15 protein-coding genes and 1 pseudogene are annotated in these 16,866 nt (G+C 69.0%); 8 read left to right on the top strand and 8 right to left on the bottom strand.

Annotated elements, in window-relative coordinates; all coding sequences use genetic code 11:
* Positions 1-30 precede the first annotated feature (30 nt).
* The 5 genes from sigM (at position 31) to AB0M56_RS00115 (ending at position 4,376) form a co-directional block, all read left to right on the top strand.
* Positions 31-693: an RNA polymerase sigma factor SigM gene (gene sigM, locus AB0M56_RS00135; protein ID WP_220245388.1), complete on the top strand. Its 663-nt coding sequence runs from the start codon at positions 31-33 to the stop codon at positions 691-693.
* Positions 690-1,490, top strand: a complete 801-nt coding sequence (locus AB0M56_RS00130; protein WP_364169074.1) for a hypothetical protein — start codon at positions 690-692, stop codon at positions 1,488-1,490. Before sigM ends, AB0M56_RS00130 begins: the two co-directional genes overlap by 4 nt.
* Positions 1,491-1,594: 104 nt before the next feature.
* Positions 1,595-2,587, top strand: a complete 993-nt coding sequence (gene trxB, locus AB0M56_RS00125) for a thioredoxin-disulfide reductase (RefSeq protein ID WP_364169071.1) — start codon at positions 1,595-1,597, stop codon at positions 2,585-2,587.
* A gap of 32 nt (positions 2,588-2,619) precedes the next feature.
* Positions 2,620-2,946 carry a thioredoxin gene (trxA, locus tag AB0M56_RS00120; protein WP_220240252.1) on the top strand — a complete coding sequence of 109 codons (327 nt, stop codon included), beginning with the start codon at positions 2,620-2,622 and terminating at the stop codon, positions 2,944-2,946.
* A gap of 281 nt (positions 2,947-3,227) precedes the next feature.
* On the top strand, positions 3,228-4,376 hold the full coding sequence (locus AB0M56_RS00115) for an N-acetylmuramoyl-L-alanine amidase (RefSeq protein WP_360609046.1): 1,149 nt from the start codon (positions 3,228-3,230) through the stop codon (positions 4,374-4,376).
* A 127-nt stretch (positions 4,377-4,503) separates the two neighbouring features.
* Here the strand turns inward: AB0M56_RS00115 and AB0M56_RS00110 are convergent.
* Positions 4,504-4,679: pseudogene (locus AB0M56_RS00110) on the bottom strand (helix-turn-helix domain-containing protein); the annotation flags it as partial.
* A 2,154-nt stretch (positions 4,680-6,833) separates the two neighbouring features.
* Here AB0M56_RS00110 and AB0M56_RS00105 point away from each other — a divergent pair.
* Complete coding sequence (locus AB0M56_RS00105) at positions 6,834-7,382, top strand: DUF4287 domain-containing protein (protein WP_364169068.1); 549 nt, start codon at positions 6,834-6,836, stop codon at positions 7,380-7,382.
* On the opposite strand, the gene AB0M56_RS00100 is transcribed toward AB0M56_RS00105, so the two are convergent.
* Entirely contained in the window at positions 7,383-8,027 is a 645-nt protein-coding gene (locus tag AB0M56_RS00100) for a GNAT family N-acetyltransferase (protein ID WP_364169065.1), read from the bottom strand. It abuts the gene before it with no gap.
* A 182-nt stretch (positions 8,028-8,209) separates the two neighbouring features.
* Here AB0M56_RS00100 and AB0M56_RS00095 point away from each other — a divergent pair, with 182 nt between their 5' ends.
* Positions 8,210-9,529: a PLP-dependent aminotransferase family protein gene (locus AB0M56_RS00095; RefSeq protein WP_364169062.1), complete on the top strand. Its 1,320-nt coding sequence runs from the start codon at positions 8,210-8,212 to the stop codon at positions 9,527-9,529.
* Positions 9,530-9,562: 33 nt separating this feature from the next.
* Positions 9,563-10,507 (top strand): D-alanine--D-alanine ligase, encoded by a 945-nt coding sequence (locus AB0M56_RS00090; protein ID WP_364169059.1) that lies wholly within the window; start codon positions 9,563-9,565, stop codon positions 10,505-10,507.
* Here the strand turns inward: AB0M56_RS00090 and AB0M56_RS00085 are convergent, their stop codons facing one another.
* From AB0M56_RS00085 to AB0M56_RS00060, 6 genes are all read right to left on the bottom strand, one after another.
* A complete protein-coding gene (locus tag AB0M56_RS00085; RefSeq protein WP_364169057.1) occupies positions 10,508-10,996 on the bottom strand; it encodes a DinB family protein in 489 nt (162 codons plus the stop codon).
* Between the two features lie 277 nt (positions 10,997-11,273).
* Entirely contained in the window at positions 11,274-12,293 is a 1,020-nt protein-coding gene (locus AB0M56_RS00080; protein ID WP_364169054.1) for a ParB/RepB/Spo0J family partition protein, read from the bottom strand.
* Positions 12,290-13,216, bottom strand: coding sequence for a ParA family protein (locus AB0M56_RS00075; protein WP_364169051.1), 927 nt, complete (start codon positions 13,214-13,216; stop codon positions 12,290-12,292). The genes AB0M56_RS00080 and AB0M56_RS00075 overlap by 4 nt, the downstream gene beginning before the upstream one ends.
* An 87-nt stretch (positions 13,217-13,303) precedes the next feature.
* Entirely contained in the window at positions 13,304-13,984 is a 681-nt protein-coding gene (gene rsmG / locus AB0M56_RS00070; RefSeq protein WP_364169048.1) for a 16S rRNA (guanine(527)-N(7))-methyltransferase RsmG, read from the bottom strand.
* A 183-nt stretch (positions 13,985-14,167) separates the two neighbouring features.
* The gene (locus AB0M56_RS00065) at positions 14,168-14,590 is read right to left on the bottom strand and encodes a hypothetical protein (protein WP_364169045.1); all 423 of its coding nucleotides are present in this window, start codon (positions 14,588-14,590) and stop codon (positions 14,168-14,170) included.
* A 1,679-nt stretch (positions 14,591-16,269) separates the two neighbouring features.
* Positions 16,270-16,845, bottom strand: coding sequence for a R3H domain-containing nucleic acid-binding protein (locus AB0M56_RS00060; protein ID WP_220245400.1), 576 nt, complete (start codon positions 16,843-16,845; stop codon positions 16,270-16,272).
* Positions 16,846-16,866: the final 21 nt, after the last annotated feature.

Raw genomic sequence — 16,866 nt, 5'->3', positions numbered from 1 at the left:
CGACATCTCCCACTCAGTAGGCTCTGCCGGGTGACGGCTGCAGCTCCCACGGACGCGGATCTCATAGCGGCGCACGCCGCCGGGGACCCGCATGCGTTCAGCGAACTCGTCCGGCGGCACCGTGATCGTCTGTGGGCGGTGGCCCTGCGGACACTGCGTGATCCGGAGGAAGCCGCCGACGCGTTGCAGGAGGCGTTCATCTCGGCCTTTCGTGCGGCGGGCAACTTCCGCGCCGAGTCGCAGGTGACCACGTGGCTGCACCGAATCGTCGTCAACGCGTGCCTCGACCGCATCCGGCGCAAGCAGGCGCGTCCCACCGTTCCCCTGCCCGAGGCCGGCTTCAACGAGCCGGCCTCACCGCGCGACTCGATGTCCGAGAAGGAGACGAGCCTGCTCGTGCGCGAGGCGCTGGAGCAGCTGCCCGAGGAGCAACGCGCGCCGATCCTGCTCGTCGACGTCGAGGGCTACTCCGTGGCCGAGACGGCGAAGATGCTCGGCATCGCGGAGGGCACGGTCAAGAGCCGCTGCGCGCGAGGAAGGGGCAAACTCGCGAAGGTTCTGGGGCACCTGCGGAACCCGGATGCGAATGCGAACGTCCCAACTCACGAAAGCAAACGCAGGAGCGCCACTTCGGACGGGTCCCGGAGTGCCGGGCGAGCCGACCGCTCGCCGGGGAACGGGGAGGCACGATGACGGACGAGAGTCGGGAGGTCGGCGGGACCGTCGGTCCGCCTTGGTCTGTCGACGTGCTGGCCGACCTCCACGCCGGCGTGCTGGACGAAGACGAGGCGGCACGGCTGTGGCCGCGGGTGCAGGCGGACCCCGAAGCGCGCGCGATCGTCGAAGCCCTCGAGGCGACCACGGCCGACCTGGCGGCTCTGGCTCACGAGCCGGCGCCGCCGATGCCGGCCGAGTTCGCCGCGCGGATCGACCAGGCGCTGGCCGCGGAAGCCGCGTCCCGGCAGGCCGCCCCCTTTCCGTCATCCGGCTCCGCTCCGGCACCGGCATCGGTTGAGCCCGGCGTGGCGCCCGTGGTGGGCCTCGCGGCAGCACGGCGGCGGCGGAACAAGCGGCTCGGCTGGGGCGCGGGGATCCTGACGGCGGCCGCGGCGGCGATCGTCGCGATCGCCGTGACGGTGCCCGGCCCGGCCCAGGAAACCGGTACCGGCGTGGCCGCTCCCGCGCCGGTGGGACCGTCGGTGGGCAGCGACGGCAGCGGGGCCGAAGCGTTGCTGGGCGGAGCCATGGGCGTACGCGACTTCGGCCCGCTTCAGGACGAGCAGCGCCTCGACGCGTGTGTCAGCGCGGCCGGTCTGGACCCGGACGTGCGGCCGGAGGGCATCCGGCCGGTGACCGTCGACGGCAAGCCGGGCGTGCTCGTCATCTACACGACGGGTCAGCTCGCGCAGTTCCGCCTGGTGGCCTTCGGGGCCGACTGCGGGCCGGGTCACGCCGACAAGCTGTTCGACAAGGTCGTCGGCAAGAAATAACCGCTGGTCGGGACGGGCGAGTAGCGGCCGTCACCGTCGGGAACACCGCCACCTACGATCGTGTTGAGACCAGAGCACAGGTCACTACGAGCGGAGGTTCACGGGTGGCTGCCGAGGAAATCAGGAACCTGATCATCGTCGGGTCGGGTCCCGCCGGTTACACGGCCGCGGTCTACGCGGCTCGCGCGCAGCTCGAACCGTTGGTGTTCGAGGGCACGCAGTTCGGTGGTGCGCTGATGACGACCACGGAGGTCGAGAACTTCCCCGGCTTCCGCGACGGCATCCAGGGCCCGGACCTGATGGAAGAGATGCGCAAGCAGGCCGAGCGTTTCGGCGCCGAGCTGCGCGCGGAGGACGTCGAGTCGCTGGAGCTGACGGGCGACGTCAAGTACGTGGTCGCGAACGGCAAGCGGTATGCCGCGCGCGCGGTCGTCCTCGCGATGGGCGCTGCGGCGCGCTATCTGAACGTGCCCGGTGAGCAGGACCTGCTCGGCCGCGGCGTGTCGGCCTGTGCGACCTGTGACGGCTTCTTCTTCCGCGACCACGACATCGCAGTGGCCGGCGGTGGTGACTCCGCGATGGAGGAGGCGACCTTCCTGACGAAGTTCGCCAAGTCCGTCACGATCGTGCACCGCCGTGACGAGTTCCGCGCGTCCAAGATCATGCTCGAGCGCGCCCGCGCGAACGACAAGATCAAGTGGCAGCTGAACTCCCAGATCACCGGGGTGGAAGGCGACGGCACCGTCAAGGGCCTGAAGGTCACGGACACCAAGACCGGCGACGAGAAGACACTGGACGTCACCGGTTTCTTCGTCGCGATCGGCCACGACCCGCGCAGCGCTCTCGTGCGCGGCCAGGTCGACCTCGACGAGGACGGCTACGTGGTGACGCAGGGGCGCACGTCCTACACGAACGTGCCGGGCGTCTTCGCGGCCGGTGACCTCGTGGACCGCACCTACCGTCAGGCCATCACGGCGGCGGGTTCCGGGTGCAGCGCTGCCATCGACGCGGAACGATGGCTGGCGGAGCACGGCGACGAGAACGCCCACGAGGCGTCCGAGCTGGTCGGCGGTGGCTACGGCGCCGGCACCCACTGACTTTCCGATACCGACCACCCGAAGGAGAAACCATGGGCAACAACACCGTCAAGGTGACCGACAAGTCGTTCGTGGACGACGTCCTGACCAGCGAGAAGCCGGTCCTCGTCGACTTCTGGGCGACCTGGTGCGGGCCTTGTAAGATGGTCGCCCCGGTACTCGAGGAGATCGCGGCCGAGAACGGCGAGAAGCTGACCGTCGCGAAGCTCGACATCGACGAGAACCCGAACACGGCGCGTGACTACCAGGTGATGTCCATCCCGACCCTGATCCTGTTCCAGGGTGGCAAGCCGGTGAAGCAGATCGTCGGCGCGAAGCCGAAGGCGGCTCTGCTGTCCGATCTGAAGGACGTCCTCTGATCGAGGCCGCGCTGTCCAGCTGCTGAGAACCCGGGCCTGCGAGAATCGCCTCGCGGGCCCGGGTTCTCGCACGTTCGGGCGAAGTGTCCGTGGCCATGATCACGCAGGTGCACGGGCGTGTCCGTCCTGCGGCGGCTTGCGCTCTCCCGGGGCACACCAACCGGGCCTGCGCGCTCACCGAGAGTTCACAGGGCACAATAGGTGCCTGGGCTTACCACCCACACAGGTTTTCTGTTTTCGCATCGAGCCGGTTTCGGTGCCCTAGGAAGAGCGAGGAGTGCATGCGGGTACTCCGCCGCGGTGACGCCGGTCCGGACGTCGCCGAGATCAGGTCGATCCTTGCCGGGATGGACCTGCTCCCGCCGGTGGCGGGGACCGAGCAGTACGGCACCTTCGACGCCGCCGTCGAGCACGCCGTGCGGGCCTTCCAGCAGCGTCGTGGGCTGATCACCGATGGTGTGGTCGGCCCCGCCACTTTCCAGGCGATGAAGGGCGCGAGCTTCCACCTGGGGAGCCGTCCGCTGCAGTACATGCTGTCCTCGCCCGTCCAGGGCGACGACGTCTTCGCGCTGCAGGAGCGCCTCACCGAACTCGGCTTCGACGCCGGCCGCCCCGACGGCTACTTCGGCCCCCAGACCGAACGCGCCCTGCGCACCTTCCAGCGCGACATGCGCCTCGAGCCCGACGGCATCTGCGGCCCGGCCACCATCCGCGAGCTGCACCGGCTTTCGTCGCCCCGCGCCCGCGGCGGCCGCCCCGTCTTCCTGCGCGAACAGGAACAGGTTCGCCAGGCCGGCCCCCGCCTGCGCGGCAAGCGCATCGTCATCGACCCCGGCCACGGCGGCGAAGACCTCGGCGTGGTCGCCGGCGGCCTGCGCGAAGCCGACATCGCCTGGGACCTCGCCCGGCGGCTGGAAGGCCGCATGCAGGCCACCGGCATGGAAGCCCTGATCTCGCGCGGCCCCAACCACAGCCCCACGGACTTCGAACGCGCCCGCTTCGCCAACGACGCCGGCGCGGACCTGTTCCTGTCGCTCCACAGCGACAGCAACCCCAGCCCCCGCGCCCAGGGCATCGCTAGCTTCCACTTCGGCACCGGCAACGGCACGACCTCGACGGTCGGCGAACTCCTCGCCGGCTTCATCCAGCGCGAGGTCGTGGCCCGCACGGGTCTGCGCGACTGCCGCACCCACTACAAGACGTGGGAAATCTTCACCCGCACGCGCTGCCCTGCCGTCCGCGTCGAGATCGGCTACCTCACCAACCCGGACGACAGCCGCAAACTCGCCGACCCCGCCTTCCGCGACATCGTCGCCGAGGGCATCCTCATCGCCGTCAAGCGCCTGTACCTGCTGGGCGAAGGCGACCAACCCACGGGCACCTTCACCTTCGCCGACGTGCTGGCGCACGAGCTGGCCAAGGCTGAGTAGCTCCGTTTTCTGCTTCACAACCCCCGCATCTTCGCGACTGAGCCGGGCCCTCCTTCCCGAGGCCCGGCTCACCTCTTTCCCTGCCACTCCGCCGGCAACGGCGGGATCTGGCGCTCGAACGCATCCGTACCGACCCCCGCGCAGCCCGCTGGTACGTCGGCTGGCCGTCCGACCTCAACGCCGCCCGAACCGTGTTCCGCGCGATCCCCAACCGCCGGGCAACCTCCTTGATCGGCACGCCCTCAGCCCGAGGCGGATCTCCGCCCGGTCTGTTCGACACCCTCCTGCCCCAGAGAGGGTCAACTTTCGGAGGCCTCGCGGTCTCAGTCTTCACGAGTCGTCGGCGCCCCAGGCCTCCCGTTCTCGATCCACAACCCATAGCTCCAGTCGGCTCGGGCGCTACCCGCCCTGTTCTCAACCACAACTCGTGATTCCCACTGGCTCGGTCGTCTCCCGTTGCCCTCGACCGCTGGCCGCTGGCCTCGCCAACGCCTTCCGACCTCGGGCCGTTGGCCCCGGGCCAGTAGCGTGGTCGCCGCTCGCCCCTCTGGTCACCGGTTCCAGCAGCCGGCACCGACGGCTTGCGTCGGCCGCGTGCCGCCGACCCGAGGCTGCCGGCCAGTTCTAGCCACCCGCCAGGACCCAGCCGCCGAGCCCCGATCTCCGGCTGAGTTCTGAACTACTACGACGGCGCCGTCACCGGTTGCGGCGAGTCGCGCCGGCGCGACGATGCTGATCGGCACGCCCGCGATGTGGTGGCTCGCGCTGCCGATTACCAATTACCAACCACTGATCGCGGCTTTCCTCGGCTCGCCACGAATCACCGAGGTGTGGGCTACCAAGCCAAGGTCCGATCGCTGGTCGCCGATCGCTGCCCGGCCAGTGGACTCAGCTCTCCGGACTCAGCCCCGGTCACCACCACCGGCCACGACCTCGGACGACAGAAGCCCTATCGCTTTCCACCGTCCAGGCCGCCGAGCTCTTGCGGCCGACCACGGGCGTCGGCCGCGATCGCTGCGGGCTGGGCACCGGTTCGCCGGGCAATCCCACCGATTTCTGCAACCAAGCCACTGTCGGGCCGACGCTGGGCACGTACTCTGCAGCGCCGGGCGTCGCCACCAAGGACTACACCCACTCACTACTGCGCCCAGGCGCAAGCCCTGCCATCGGACTAGTTCCCGCTCAACAGCCGGTGCACTGGGTCCGGCTTCCGTTCACCAGCCCTGAACTCTCGCCAATCCTCGATGCTCAGCAGTGCACCAATCGCAGACCGTCCGCTGCCGGGCCGCACCACTCATCGCCGAGGCCGGTCGCCGCTGGACAGAGACCCGGCCCTGGTTCCGTCCGCTGCCGGGCCGCTCCACTCGTCGCCGAGGCCAGTCGCCGCTGGACAGAGACCCGAGCCTGGCTCCGTCCGCTGCCCAGCGAGCTTCGATCAGCACTCGTTGGTCGATGGTCGCGCGGCCCGATCGGCTGCTCCGGCGCCCATTGCATACTGAGACCCAGCCGCGAGACCAGCTGCCCCAGGTTGGTAGCTGCATGCCCGTTGATCGTTGACCGTTGCTCGCTGGTTGCCAACTCAACACCGTCGCAGTCGACGGCTCCACAGGCCGCGAGGAGTCAGCCGTCAGAATGGGTCAGCGCCGTTCGGCAGCCCCTGGCTTGGTGCCGCAGTTCCACAGCCCCTGCGTTAATGCCGCCGTTGGGCCCCGGTCGGCGCAGCGAGGGCCTTTCACACTCGAAGTCGCCAAAGTCAGGTCATCCGGGAGCGGCCGAACGTCGCCGCCTCATGCCGCCGATCCGCTGCCGCTCCAGCCGAGGGCGCGCAGCCCACTTGAAGCTCATCGCCGATCCCGAGCTCTACCCACCACACCCGACCCGACCAACCCACCGCCACCGCAGCCTCGCGCCCCCGCGTCCGCCCAGCTCCGCTCCCGGCAGTAGCACCTTCGGTGGACTTACCCACAACCACTCTGGGTAGTCACTCACATCCATCGCAACCAGCCGCACTCAAGGCGTGACCCACCGCCCACCGTTGGCGCCCTGTGCACAACTGCGGCCCGAACCTCACCCCAAGCGGTGCACGGACCAACCCGGGTGGAGTAGTCCACCGCCAACCCCGCAACCGGAGCCACGCAACCGCTTCGACCGCCCCAGCCGACCGCCACAACCCATTGCGCCCGCCCCACCTGGGACACACCACACCTTGGGGCAGCCCCCGCCCTCCTCGGGGGGCGTCCCCAGACCCAGTCTACTCATCCACAGGTTTTCCACGGCGTCTATCAGGGATCTGTGGATAACTCGGGGTTTCTTCCACAGTTGTGCACAGCTGGGAAAATCGGGTATTTCGGGCTGGGTAACACCGTGGTAAGCGGGCGTCGCGAAGATCTTTCGGGGGTGTGTCGAAGGGGTGGGGTCGGTGGCGACGTTCGGGGTGACCGGACAAGGAGGGCTGCCATGGGTGGCACGAAGTTGACCTCGGACGATGCGGTGCGTACGGCAACCGGGCGAGGGTTCGGTGAGTGGGGTGAGGTGCTCGACGCGTGGGGAGCGCGTGGTCAGGGCCACGGGGAGATCGTCGGCCGGCTCGTCGAGGAGCACCGGTTGGGCAATTGGTGGGCACAGACAGTGACCGTCGAGTACGAGCGGTCCCGGGGATTGCGGCCGCGCAACGGGGGTCGGGACGGGCTGTTCACGGTGAATGCGAGCCGGACGATCAAGGCGAGTGTCGACGATGTCTACAAAACCGTGGCCGAGCCGGCCGCGAGGGAAGAGTGGCTCGACAGCGATCAGCTCACAATCAGAACGACGCAACGGAACAAGTCGGCGCGGTTCGACTGGGGCGACGGGACTACGCGGGTCAACGTCGGGTTTGTCGACAAAGGCACGAAGACTCAGATCGCCCTGGCGCACGAGCGCATTGTCGACGAAGAGACAGCCAACGACCTCAAGGCCTACTGGCGCGACAGCCTCACCAAGCTCAAGAAGCAGCTCGAGAGCAGCTGATCAGGCCCGCCCGAGACTCGGCTCCGCGGTCGTGATCGTCACCTGGCCGAGCAGCCGCTCCAACGCCGCCTCGACGTCTTCCTTCCAGGTGATCGCCGAACGCAGCTCCAGCCGCAGCCGCGGCCACTTCGAGTGCGGCCGCACCGTCTTGAAGCCGACGCTCTGCAGGAAAGCCGCCGGCAGCACGCACGTATGCTGGCCCATCGGGTCGACCTCGTCGGGCACGGCGTCGCCGAAAGCCTCGATGGCGCGGACGCCGCGTTTGGTCAGGTCCTTCGCCACGGCCTGCACGAGCATCCGGCCGAGGCCGCCGCCGCGGAACTCCGGCAGGACCTGGAACGCGGTGAGCAGCACGGCGTCGGCGCTGGGCGGCGACGTGGGGAAGGCCAAGGAGCGCGGCACGGCGTTCGGCGGCGCGTACAGCACGAAGCCGACCGGCAGCGTGTCGCTGTAGACGATGCGGCCGCAGGAGCCCCACTCCAGCAGCACGCTGGAGACCCAGGCTTCCTTCTCGACCTCGGTGGAGCCGAACTCCTCTGCCTGGGCCTTGAGGTGCGGCGCGAGCTCCCAGTAGACGCACCGACGGCAGCTCTTGGGCAGGTCTTCGAGGTTGTCGAGTGTGACGCCCACCACGCGACGTGACACCTGAACCTCCCCGAATCCCTCACGACCGGCATCCGTTCCCCGCAAGAGCGCAGGAACGACCGGAAGAGCCACTCGAAGAATAGGACGATGTGATGAGCGCCGGAAGAGCGGGGACCAGGAAGAGGCCCTGGTTACACTCGATGGATCTACCCGCAGGTACCACCGAGCCCTCAGGTGTGTCGATGACCGAGAACCGCCCCGTCAAGCCGCAAGCCGGCCGCCACAATCTCGACCCTCACCTCGACCGGTACGCAGCGCGCACCGCCGGGATGACAGCTTCGGAGATCCGGGCCCTCTTCGCGGTGGCGAGCCGGCCCGAGGTCGTGTCGCTCGCCGGAGGCATGCCGAACCTCGCCGCGCTGCCGCTGGACACGCTGGCGGCGCAGGTGGCGGAGATCATCGCCGACGAAGGTCTCGTGGCACTGCAGTACGGGTCGGCCCACGGCATCCCCACGCTGCGCGACCAGATCTGCGAAATCATGGCTCTCGAGGGCATCAAGGCGCACCCGGACGACGTCGTCGTCACCGTCGGTTCGCAGATGGGCCTCGACATGGTCACTCGCCTGTTCTGCGATCCCGGTGACATCGTGATCGCAGAAGGCCCTTCGTACGTCGGCGCGCTCGGCTCGTTCGCGGCGTACCAGGCGAAGGTCGTGCACGTCGCGATGGACGACCAGGGGCTCGTGCCCGACGGGCTGCGCGAGGCGCTGCGCCAGGCCGAGAAGACGGGCCGGCGCGTCAAGTTCCTTTACACCATCCCGAATTTCCACAACCCCGCCGGCGTCACGCTCGCTGTGGAACGTCGTGCGGAGATCGTGGAGATCTGCCGCGAGCACGGTGTGCTGATCGTCGAGGACAACCCGTACGGGCTGCTCGGCTTCGACGGCCAGACCTACCCGGCGCTGCGCTCGCTCGACCCCGACAACGTGGTGTACCTCGGCTCGTTCTCGAAGACATTCGCCTCCGGCCTGCGCGTCGGCTGGGTGCTCGCGCCGCACGCCGTGCGCGAAAAGCTCGTGCTGGCGGCAGAATCCGCGACGCTGTGCCCGCCCACGTTCAACCAGATGATCGTCTCGCGCTACCTCGCGACGCACGATTGGAAGGGCCAGATCAAGAAGTTCCGCGAGAACTACCGCGAGCGCCGCGACGCGATGATCTCGGCGCTGAACCAGTACCTGCCGCCGGGCTGCTCGTGGACGATGCCCGAAGGCGGCTTCTACGTGTGGGTCACCGTGCCGGAAGGTGTTGATACCAAAGCGATGTTGCCGCGCGCGGTCACCGCGCGCGTGGCGTACGCGTCGGGTACCGGCTTCTACGCCGACGGTTACGGCTCGCGCCAGATGCGCCTGTCGTACTGCTACCCGACGCCCGAACGGATCCGCGAAGGCGTGCGCCGGCTCGCGGCGGTGCTGGAGTCCGAAATGGATCTCAGCCGCACCTTCGGTAGCGTGAAGGCACGCACCATCTCGGGGCCCGAAACCCCGTCGCCGGACACGGTCTGACCGGTCCGCAGCAAAACCTAAGGAGTTCCCACGGTGGTCGACCGTACCGTTGCCGTGCTCGCAGGCGGGCTTTCCCACGAACGCGACGTCTCCCTCCGTTCGGGCCGCCGGCTTTCGGCCGCGCTGCGCTCCGAGGGGCTCACGGTGGAGGAGTGGGACACCGACGCCGGGCTGCTCGAGCGCCTGCGTACGCAGCGTCCAGACGCGGTCGTCGTTGCGCTGCACGGCGGTGAAGGTGAGAACGGCTCGGTGCAGACGGTGCTGGAAATGCTCGACGTGCCTTTCGTCGGCACGAGCTCGCAGGGCTGCCGTCGCGCGTGGGACAAGCCGACCGCGAAGGCATTCGTGCAGCAGGCCGGTTTCTCGACGCCGGACTGGATTGTGTTGCCCCACAGCACTTTCCGTGAACTCGGTGCGCAGTCGGTGCTCGACGCGATGGTGGAGCGCCTCGGCCTGCCGATGATCCTCAAGCCGGACCAGGGCGGCTCGGCGCTCGGCACGCAGGTCGTGCGCGAGGCGTCGGAACTGCCTGCGGCGATGGTCGGCTGCTTCGCGTACGGCGACACAGTGCTGGCGGAACGCTTCATCGACGGGGTCGAGGTGGCCGTGACCGTAATCGAAGGCGAGCACGGCGCCGAGGCGCTGCCGGCCGTCGAGATCGTGCCGGAGAGCGGCGTCTACGACTACACCGCCCGCTACACGGCCGGCCTCACCGACTTCTTCACGCCGGCGCGCATTTCCGAAGACGCGGCGAAGGCCGTCGGCGAGCTGGCCGTGGCGGCGCACCGCTGGCTCGGGCTGCGCGACATCTCGCGCACCGACGCGGTGATCACCGCCGACGGCACGGTGCACTTCCTCGAAGTGAACCTGTCGCCGGGTCTCACGGAGACGTCGACGGTGCCGATGGCCGTTGAGGCGGCAGGGAAGTCGCTCGGGTCAGTGTTCGCCGATCTCGTGGCGCGGGCCGTCGCGCGCTGATCACCGCGCTCGATAGAGATCGCGCAGCAACGCGATTTCGGCGCCGTGGTGCAGCACTTCCTGGTTGACCCACCACACAATCTCGAGGAACGGCTCGTCGGGATCACTGCCGTAGGGATAGGTGCACAGGCCCACGGTGTCGAGTGCTGCGTCGTCGACGCTCAGCAAAGCTTTCCGCCACGCGGCCGCGCCGATCTGGAACGCGGCGGTCGCGGTTGCGGCGTCGCCGGTGTCCGCGTAGTCGTCGCGGGTCAGCGTGTGGCTGCCTGACGTGTGGTCGGCGCGCTGGAGCAGCATTTCGCTCAGGTGGCTCAGCCGCCACGCGATCGTCGTGACGGGCGGCGGCGACGGGTGGGGGTGAGGTGCCGAGTCGCGGCCCCACTCGCCGCGGCCGGCGAGGAACGTCGCGTGCGGCCCCGGTCCATCGGAGCGCCGCCGCACCGACCAACAGTCCGGCGTCGGCTCCCACCGGAACTCGTCGTCGGTCATCGGTTCAAGGGAAACGGGAGTTCCGTCGCCGCTGTCGACCGCCGGCCCGTCGAGCCGATCGATTAGTCGATTGCACGCGAAGTCGAACTGACTCAGTAGCGGAGGCAAGCGCGGAGGGATCACGGAACGCTCCTTCGGGAGAGCTGGTTCCGCCAACTCTCCCGGATTCCGCGCCGCACGACCGCCGATTTTTCCCGCGCCCGAAGCGACCACCCAGAGTGCCGGTCACCGTCCCGGTGAGCAATCATCACCGTGACGAAACGACCCGGGGTGATCCCTAGTCGGTTTCTTCTGTCCGATTCGCCGTTTTTTCGTTCGAGTTCGCGTCGATGAGCGAGACGATGCGTTCAAGGTCGTCGACCGAGCCGAACTCGAGGACGATGCGGCCCTTGCGGCGACCGAGGTCGACTTTCACACGCGTGTCGAAACGATCGGAGAGGCGGTTGGCCAACTCCTGCAGACCCGGTGCCTGAATCGGCTTGCGGGGAGCGGCCTTCGGCTTCGCCGGCTTTTCGCTCTTCTTCAGCGTGACGGCTTCCTCGGTGGCGCGCACCGACATGCCCTCCGCGACGATCCGAGCCGCCAGCTCTTCCTGGCTCTCCGGATCTTCGAGCGACAGCAACGCCCGCGCGTGTCCGGCCGAAAGCACGCCCGCGGCCACGCGGCGCTGCACGGCCAGCGGCAGCTTGAGGAGGCGGATCGTGTTGGTGATGACCGGGCGGCTGCGGCCGATGCGGCTGGCGAGCTCTTCGTGCGTCACCGCGAACTCGTCGAGCAGCTGCTGGTACGCGGCCGCCTCTTCGAGCGGGTTCAGCTGGACGCGGTGGATGTTCTCCAGCAGCGCGTCGCGAAGCATGGACTCATCGGCGGTCTGCCGGACGATCGCGGGGATCGCCTCGAGCTCCGCCTGCTGCGACGCCCGCAAGCGCCGCTCGCCCATGACGAGCTCGTACTCGCCGTCGCCCAATTCGCGGACGACGATGGGCTGCATGAGCCCGAACTCGCGGATGGAGTGTTCGAGTTCGGCGAGCGCTTCTTCGTCGAAGACCTGGCGGGGCTGCTTCGGATTCGGCTTGACGGCGCTGACCGGGATCTCCCGGTAGACCGCGCCGGCGACCTCGCCGCTGACGGGAGTCGCCGCGCCGTTGGCCGCGAACCAGCCCTTCTCTTCACGCGCCACTTTGTCCGCGGGCGTGCCACCTTCGACGGCGGAGGGGACCGGGACGGCCGTGGTGGCCGGCCCGGTCGGGATCAAGGCCGCGAGCCCTCGCCCCAGCCCTCCTCTGCGCTCAGTCATGCGGTACTGCTCCTTCCTTCGGTCGCGCCACGCTCCGCGATCTCCTTGGCGGCGTCGAGGTAGCTCATGGCGCCACGTGAACCCGGGTCGTAGGAGAGCACGGTCTGACCGTAGCCAGGCGCCTCCGAGACCTTCACACTGCGCGGGATGACGGTCTTCAGGACAGTGTCGCCGAAGTGGTTGCGGACCTCGTTCGTGACCTGGTCCGCGAGCTTGGTGCGACCGTCGTACATCGTCAGCAGGATCGTCGAGACGCGAAGCTCGCGGTTGAGGTGCTGCTGCACGAGCTCGATGTTGCTCAGCAGCTGCCCCAGACCTTCCAGCGCGTAGTACTCGCACTGGATCGGGATGAGCACCTCTTGCGCGGCCACCATCGCGTTGACGGTGAGGAGGCCGAGCGACGGCGGGCAGTCGATGAAGACGTAGTCGACGCCGATCTGGTCGAGGATCTCGGACGAGAGCGCCTCCTTGAGCCGCGTCTCGCGGCTGGCCATGGAGACGAGCTCGATCTCCGCGCCGGCGAGGTCGATCGTCGCGGGCACGCAGAACAGATTCGGCGACTGCTCGCTGACAGCGGCCGCCTCGGCGAGCGACACCTCGCCGATGAGCACCTCATAGATCGAAGGCGTGCCCGAGCGGTGGTCGATGTCGAGCGCGGTGCTGGCGTTGCCCTGGGGGTCGAGGTCGATCACCAGAGTCTTGAGCCCGTGCACGGCAAGTGCGGCGGCCAGGTTGACGGTGCTCGTTGTCTTGCCGACGCCGCCCTTCTGATTGGCGACCGTCAGCACCCGGCGACGGGTCGGGCGGGGGAGCATGCCCTCCTTCGGGTGCAGGACGCTCGCGGCGCGGACGGCTTCTTCGGCGATCGGCGTCCAGCCCAAGTCGTGGCCGGTGCTCGCAGGGTCGGACGGGCGGGGATTCACCGGTCTCGACACCTCCTCTTGATAGACGACTCGTTGGCGTTCGGACCGCGGCGTTTCACGAGGAACGTCGCGGCCGCACTCGTACGCTTAGCTCCGCCTGCCGCGTGGCCGGGACGGCTTCGGTGGCAGGCGGCGGATCATTACGACCGTGCTGGGGACCTCGAGCACTGCCTTCCCGCACTCGGCGAGTTCTGGATCGGCACCGCCGGCCTTCCGCACAGCCACGCGGTCCCGCTCGATTTCCTCTCCCGCGCTGGCCCCCTTGAGCGCAACCAGACGACCTTCGGGGCGAACCAGTGGAAGACACCAGCCCGCGAGGCGAGCGAGTGGAGCAACAGCGCGAGCGGTGACGACGTCAGCGCCACCCAGCTGCTCACGCACAGACCGCTCCTCGGCGCGTCCACGCACGATGGTGATCGGGAGTTCCAGCTTCTCGGCGACCTCGGCCAGCCAGTCGACCCGGCGGGCCATGGGTTCGAGGAGAACGATAGCGAGGTCCGGCCGAGCGATCGCCAGCGGCACACCCGGAAGCCCAGCCCCCGACCCGACGTCCACAACGCGCGCCCCGTCGGGAATCTGCTCCCCGATCACAGCCGAGTTCAGCACGTGGCGCTCCCACAACCGCTCCACTTCACGCGGCCCGATCAGCCCCCGCTCGACCCCATGAGTAGCCAGCAACTCGACGTACCCAGCCGCCCGATCCACCCGCTCCCCGAACACCTCCGCCGCCGCGGTCCGCACCATCGCGGTGGCGCCCTCCAAGCTCACGAAACCCACTCCTCGGTCCGCGCGTTTCACGTGAAACGCGCTCGTTCGATTGTCCCCGATGCCGAGCCCAAATCGAGCCGACAGACCGCAACTGTGGACAACTCCACTCAGGGAGCCGAGTGTCCACAGCCGTGTTCCACGTGAAACCACGACGACGGGTGGCGCTCAGCGGGATGCGCCGTTTCACGTGAAACGCCACAGTTGTAATTCGTTCCAACAAGCCTCGGAGGTTCGGTCCACCCGAAGGATCAGGTCGAGGTGCACCAGACCGATCGGATCCGGCAACTCGTGCGGCACCGGAGCGGGGCGGCATCGGCGGGCGCCGAAAGGTGCCGCCGAGAAGCAGACATGGGAGCGATCGGGCAGTTGAACCGACAGGGGCCCGCCGGCCCACCAGCGGACCGACTGGCAGTCGAGCGAACACGCCGCCGCACGAGGCGATCGGCCGACCGATCCACGGACAGGGGAGTGGGCGAGCGCGGCAGCAGGTTCGGAATACAAACGGGCAAGCATGGAGGAGCGGCCGGAAAGACGCCTGCGCGGACACGCTTGCGAGCTGACGGACGAGCCGGGGAGCACGAAGGCGAGCCCGGATTCGAAGATCATGGGCCACCCTTCTTGCGCCCTCAGCCCGCCGCTTTCGCTTCGGTGCGCAAGCCGAGCGCCGTGCTCGCCGCAAGGTTTGGCGAGCACGGCGCGGGAGGGCGGTCGTGACGCTGGTTCTGGAGCGGCGATCTGCTGGGTCGAGCGGCGGTTCGCGGATGAGCCAGGGCACTCGGGCGCAGGACCTTCGAGTAGTCCGAGCGCGCGGCGGTGGATGAGCGCAGAGCAGCGGGCGAGTGGGGCCGGTGGATGAGTGCCGGGTCGCGGTCGGGCATCCGCGGTAGCAGCCGCCTTGCGCGGGGCACGTCCGGGCAATCGCGCGGCCACGCCGGCGGACGACCACCGCCCGAGACAAGGCCGGGCGAGCAAAGCGGTCGTTGAGGTGCGGGTCGTTGCGAGTGCGAGACCGCGGATCCGAGCTGTCGAGCAGCAGGCGACCGGGCGCCTCGATGAGCCGCATTGCCTGGCGCGGACTCCGTCGCCTCAACGGCCGATGCCGAGCGACACCGGCGGGTTCGGACGAGCTGACAGCGTGAGGGCTTTTGTGAATACAGGTCTCGCGGTGACGGCCCGCCCGACCGGATTTGTCTGAACTGACCCGGCCGGCCTACGCAGGCGGACACACGGCACCCGCGCCACTTCGAGGACACCGGCCGGATGGGAGGCAGCGGCGCTGCGGGCGGCGGTCCGCTGGGGTCGGATCCGCGTGCAGCGGGAGCATCCGAGAGACCCGCTAGGCAGCGGGACGAGTGGCAGGTTCCAGCGAGTGCGGGCTGAGGCGAGTTCAGTCGGGACCAGAAAGTCATGGAGACGTGCGCCGGGCAGCGCGTGCGGTCGGCAAGGACAACGCCGGAACGAGCACGGGCAGCTTGGCCGGGCAGCTTGGGCGGGCGCAGTCTCGGTGGATGCGGAGTCGCCGTGGAGACCTGCGGGTGGCCGAGCGGACTTCTCCGCGTGTGCGTGGGGCGGTGAGGCAGCCCAGCGCCTCAGCGGGCGGGGCGCGCGACCGTGAGAGCGTGTCCTGGCATGTGGTGAAGCGGCGTGCGCGGCAGCAGCGTGCGGCGCACTGCGACAAGTACGAAAGCCGAGCCGGGACACGGCCGCAGGGCGGCTCGTGTGAGGAGCCGTCCCGGACGCGGCGGTGAGGCCGCCAGGTGCGGGAGCCGGCGGGCTTGCGACCGTGGAGGACGGGCCCGGCACGTGATGATGCGATGAGCGCGGCAGCAGCGTGCGGCACGGCGGTAAGCGTGGAAGCCGAGCCGGCGCACGGCCGCAAGGGATGGTTTGGGAGCCGGTCCGGGGCACCGGCGGTGAGGCAGTCCAGCGCGGGAGCCGACGGGGGAGAGCGACCGTGGAGAGCGCGTCCTGGCATGTGATGAAGCGATGCGCACTGCGGCTGCGTGCGGGGCACGACAGCAGGGCCGGGGCGCGGCAGCAAGCCGAGCTGGGGCACGGCGGCAAAGGCGACCGGTGCGAGGAGCCCGCCCGGTGCAACGCGGTGAGGCCGCCCAACGCAAGAGCCGACGACGTGCACAGCACGGCGGAACGAGCAAGAGGAGACAAAGGAAGCGGCCCACCGGAAGTCCGGCGGGCCGCTTCTGCTCAGTGCTTCGCAATACTCAGTGATGCGTCCAGATCACCGCATCAAGCCGTGACGGCCGCAAGGATGGGGTCCAGGAGGCTCAGCCCTCCGGGAAGATCACCACGCGGCGCTTCGGGTCTTCGCCCTCGCTTTCGCTCGTGACGCCGTCCACGGTGGCGACCGCGTCGTGCACGACTTTGCGTTCGAAGGGGCTCATGGGCTGCAAGCGGACGCGCTCGCCGCTGGACAGGACGGACTCGGCGGTGGAGCGGCCGAGTTCGCGGAGCTCTTCGCGGCGGTCGGCACGCCAGCCGGCGATGTCGAGCATGAGGCGGCTGCGGGAGCCCGTCTCCTGCTGGACGGCGAGGCGGGTGAGTTCCTGCAGGGCCTCGAGCACGGTGCCGCGGGGGCCGACGAGCTTTTCGAGGTCCTCGCCGCCGTCGATGCTGATGATGGCGCGGCCGGCTTCGACGTCGAGGTCGATGTCGCCGTCGTAGTCGAGCAGGTCGAGCAGGCGCTCGAGGTAGTCGCCGGCGATGTCGCCTTCCTGCACGAGCAGGTCGTCGCCGCCCTGCTTCTCGTCGGCGGCCTCAGCGGGGGCACCCGCGGCGGGTGCGGCCGAGGCCGTGGTCTCTTCGTCCTGATCGGCGTCGATCGTGTCGACCGTCTCCGACATCATTCGTCTCCTCTCCGAACC

The sequence above is a fragment of the Amycolatopsis sp. NPDC051372 genome (genome assembly GCF_040682095.1).
GTDB lineage: Bacteria > Actinomycetota > Actinomycetes > Mycobacteriales > Pseudonocardiaceae > Amycolatopsis.
The sequence above is the reverse complement of the archived record's forward strand: the minus strand, read 5'-3'. Positions and strand labels throughout refer to the sequence as shown.

Excerpts from the sequence above, each read along its gene's own strand:
- AB0M56_RS00130 (WP_364169074.1), top strand. The coding sequence starts at position 690 with ATGACGGACGAGAGTCGGGAGGTCGGCGGGACCGTCGGTCCGCCTTGG.
- trxA (WP_220240252.1), top strand. The coding sequence starts at position 2,620 with ATGGGCAACAACACCGTCAAGGTGACCGACAAGTCGTTCGTGGACGAC.
- AB0M56_RS00115 (WP_360609046.1), top strand. The coding sequence starts at position 3,228 with ATGCGGGTACTCCGCCGCGGTGACGCCGGTCCGGACGTCGCCGAGATC.
- AB0M56_RS00105 (WP_364169068.1), top strand. The coding sequence starts at position 6,834 with ATGGGTGGCACGAAGTTGACCTCGGACGATGCGGTGCGTACGGCAACC.
- AB0M56_RS00095 (WP_364169062.1), top strand. The coding sequence starts at position 8,210 with ATGACCGAGAACCGCCCCGTCAAGCCGCAAGCCGGCCGCCACAATCTC.
- AB0M56_RS00085 (WP_364169057.1), bottom strand. The coding sequence starts at position 10,996 with ATGACCGACGACGAGTTCCGGTGGGAGCCGACGCCGGACTGTTGGTCG.
- AB0M56_RS00080 (WP_364169054.1), bottom strand. The coding sequence starts at position 12,293 with ATGACTGAGCGCAGAGGAGGGCTGGGGCGAGGGCTCGCGGCCTTGATC.
- AB0M56_RS00065 (WP_364169045.1), bottom strand. The coding sequence starts at position 14,590 with ATGATCTTCGAATCCGGGCTCGCCTTCGTGCTCCCCGGCTCGTCCGTC.
- AB0M56_RS00060 (WP_220245400.1), bottom strand. The coding sequence starts at position 16,845 with ATGTCGGAGACGGTCGACACGATCGACGCCGATCAGGACGAAGAGACC.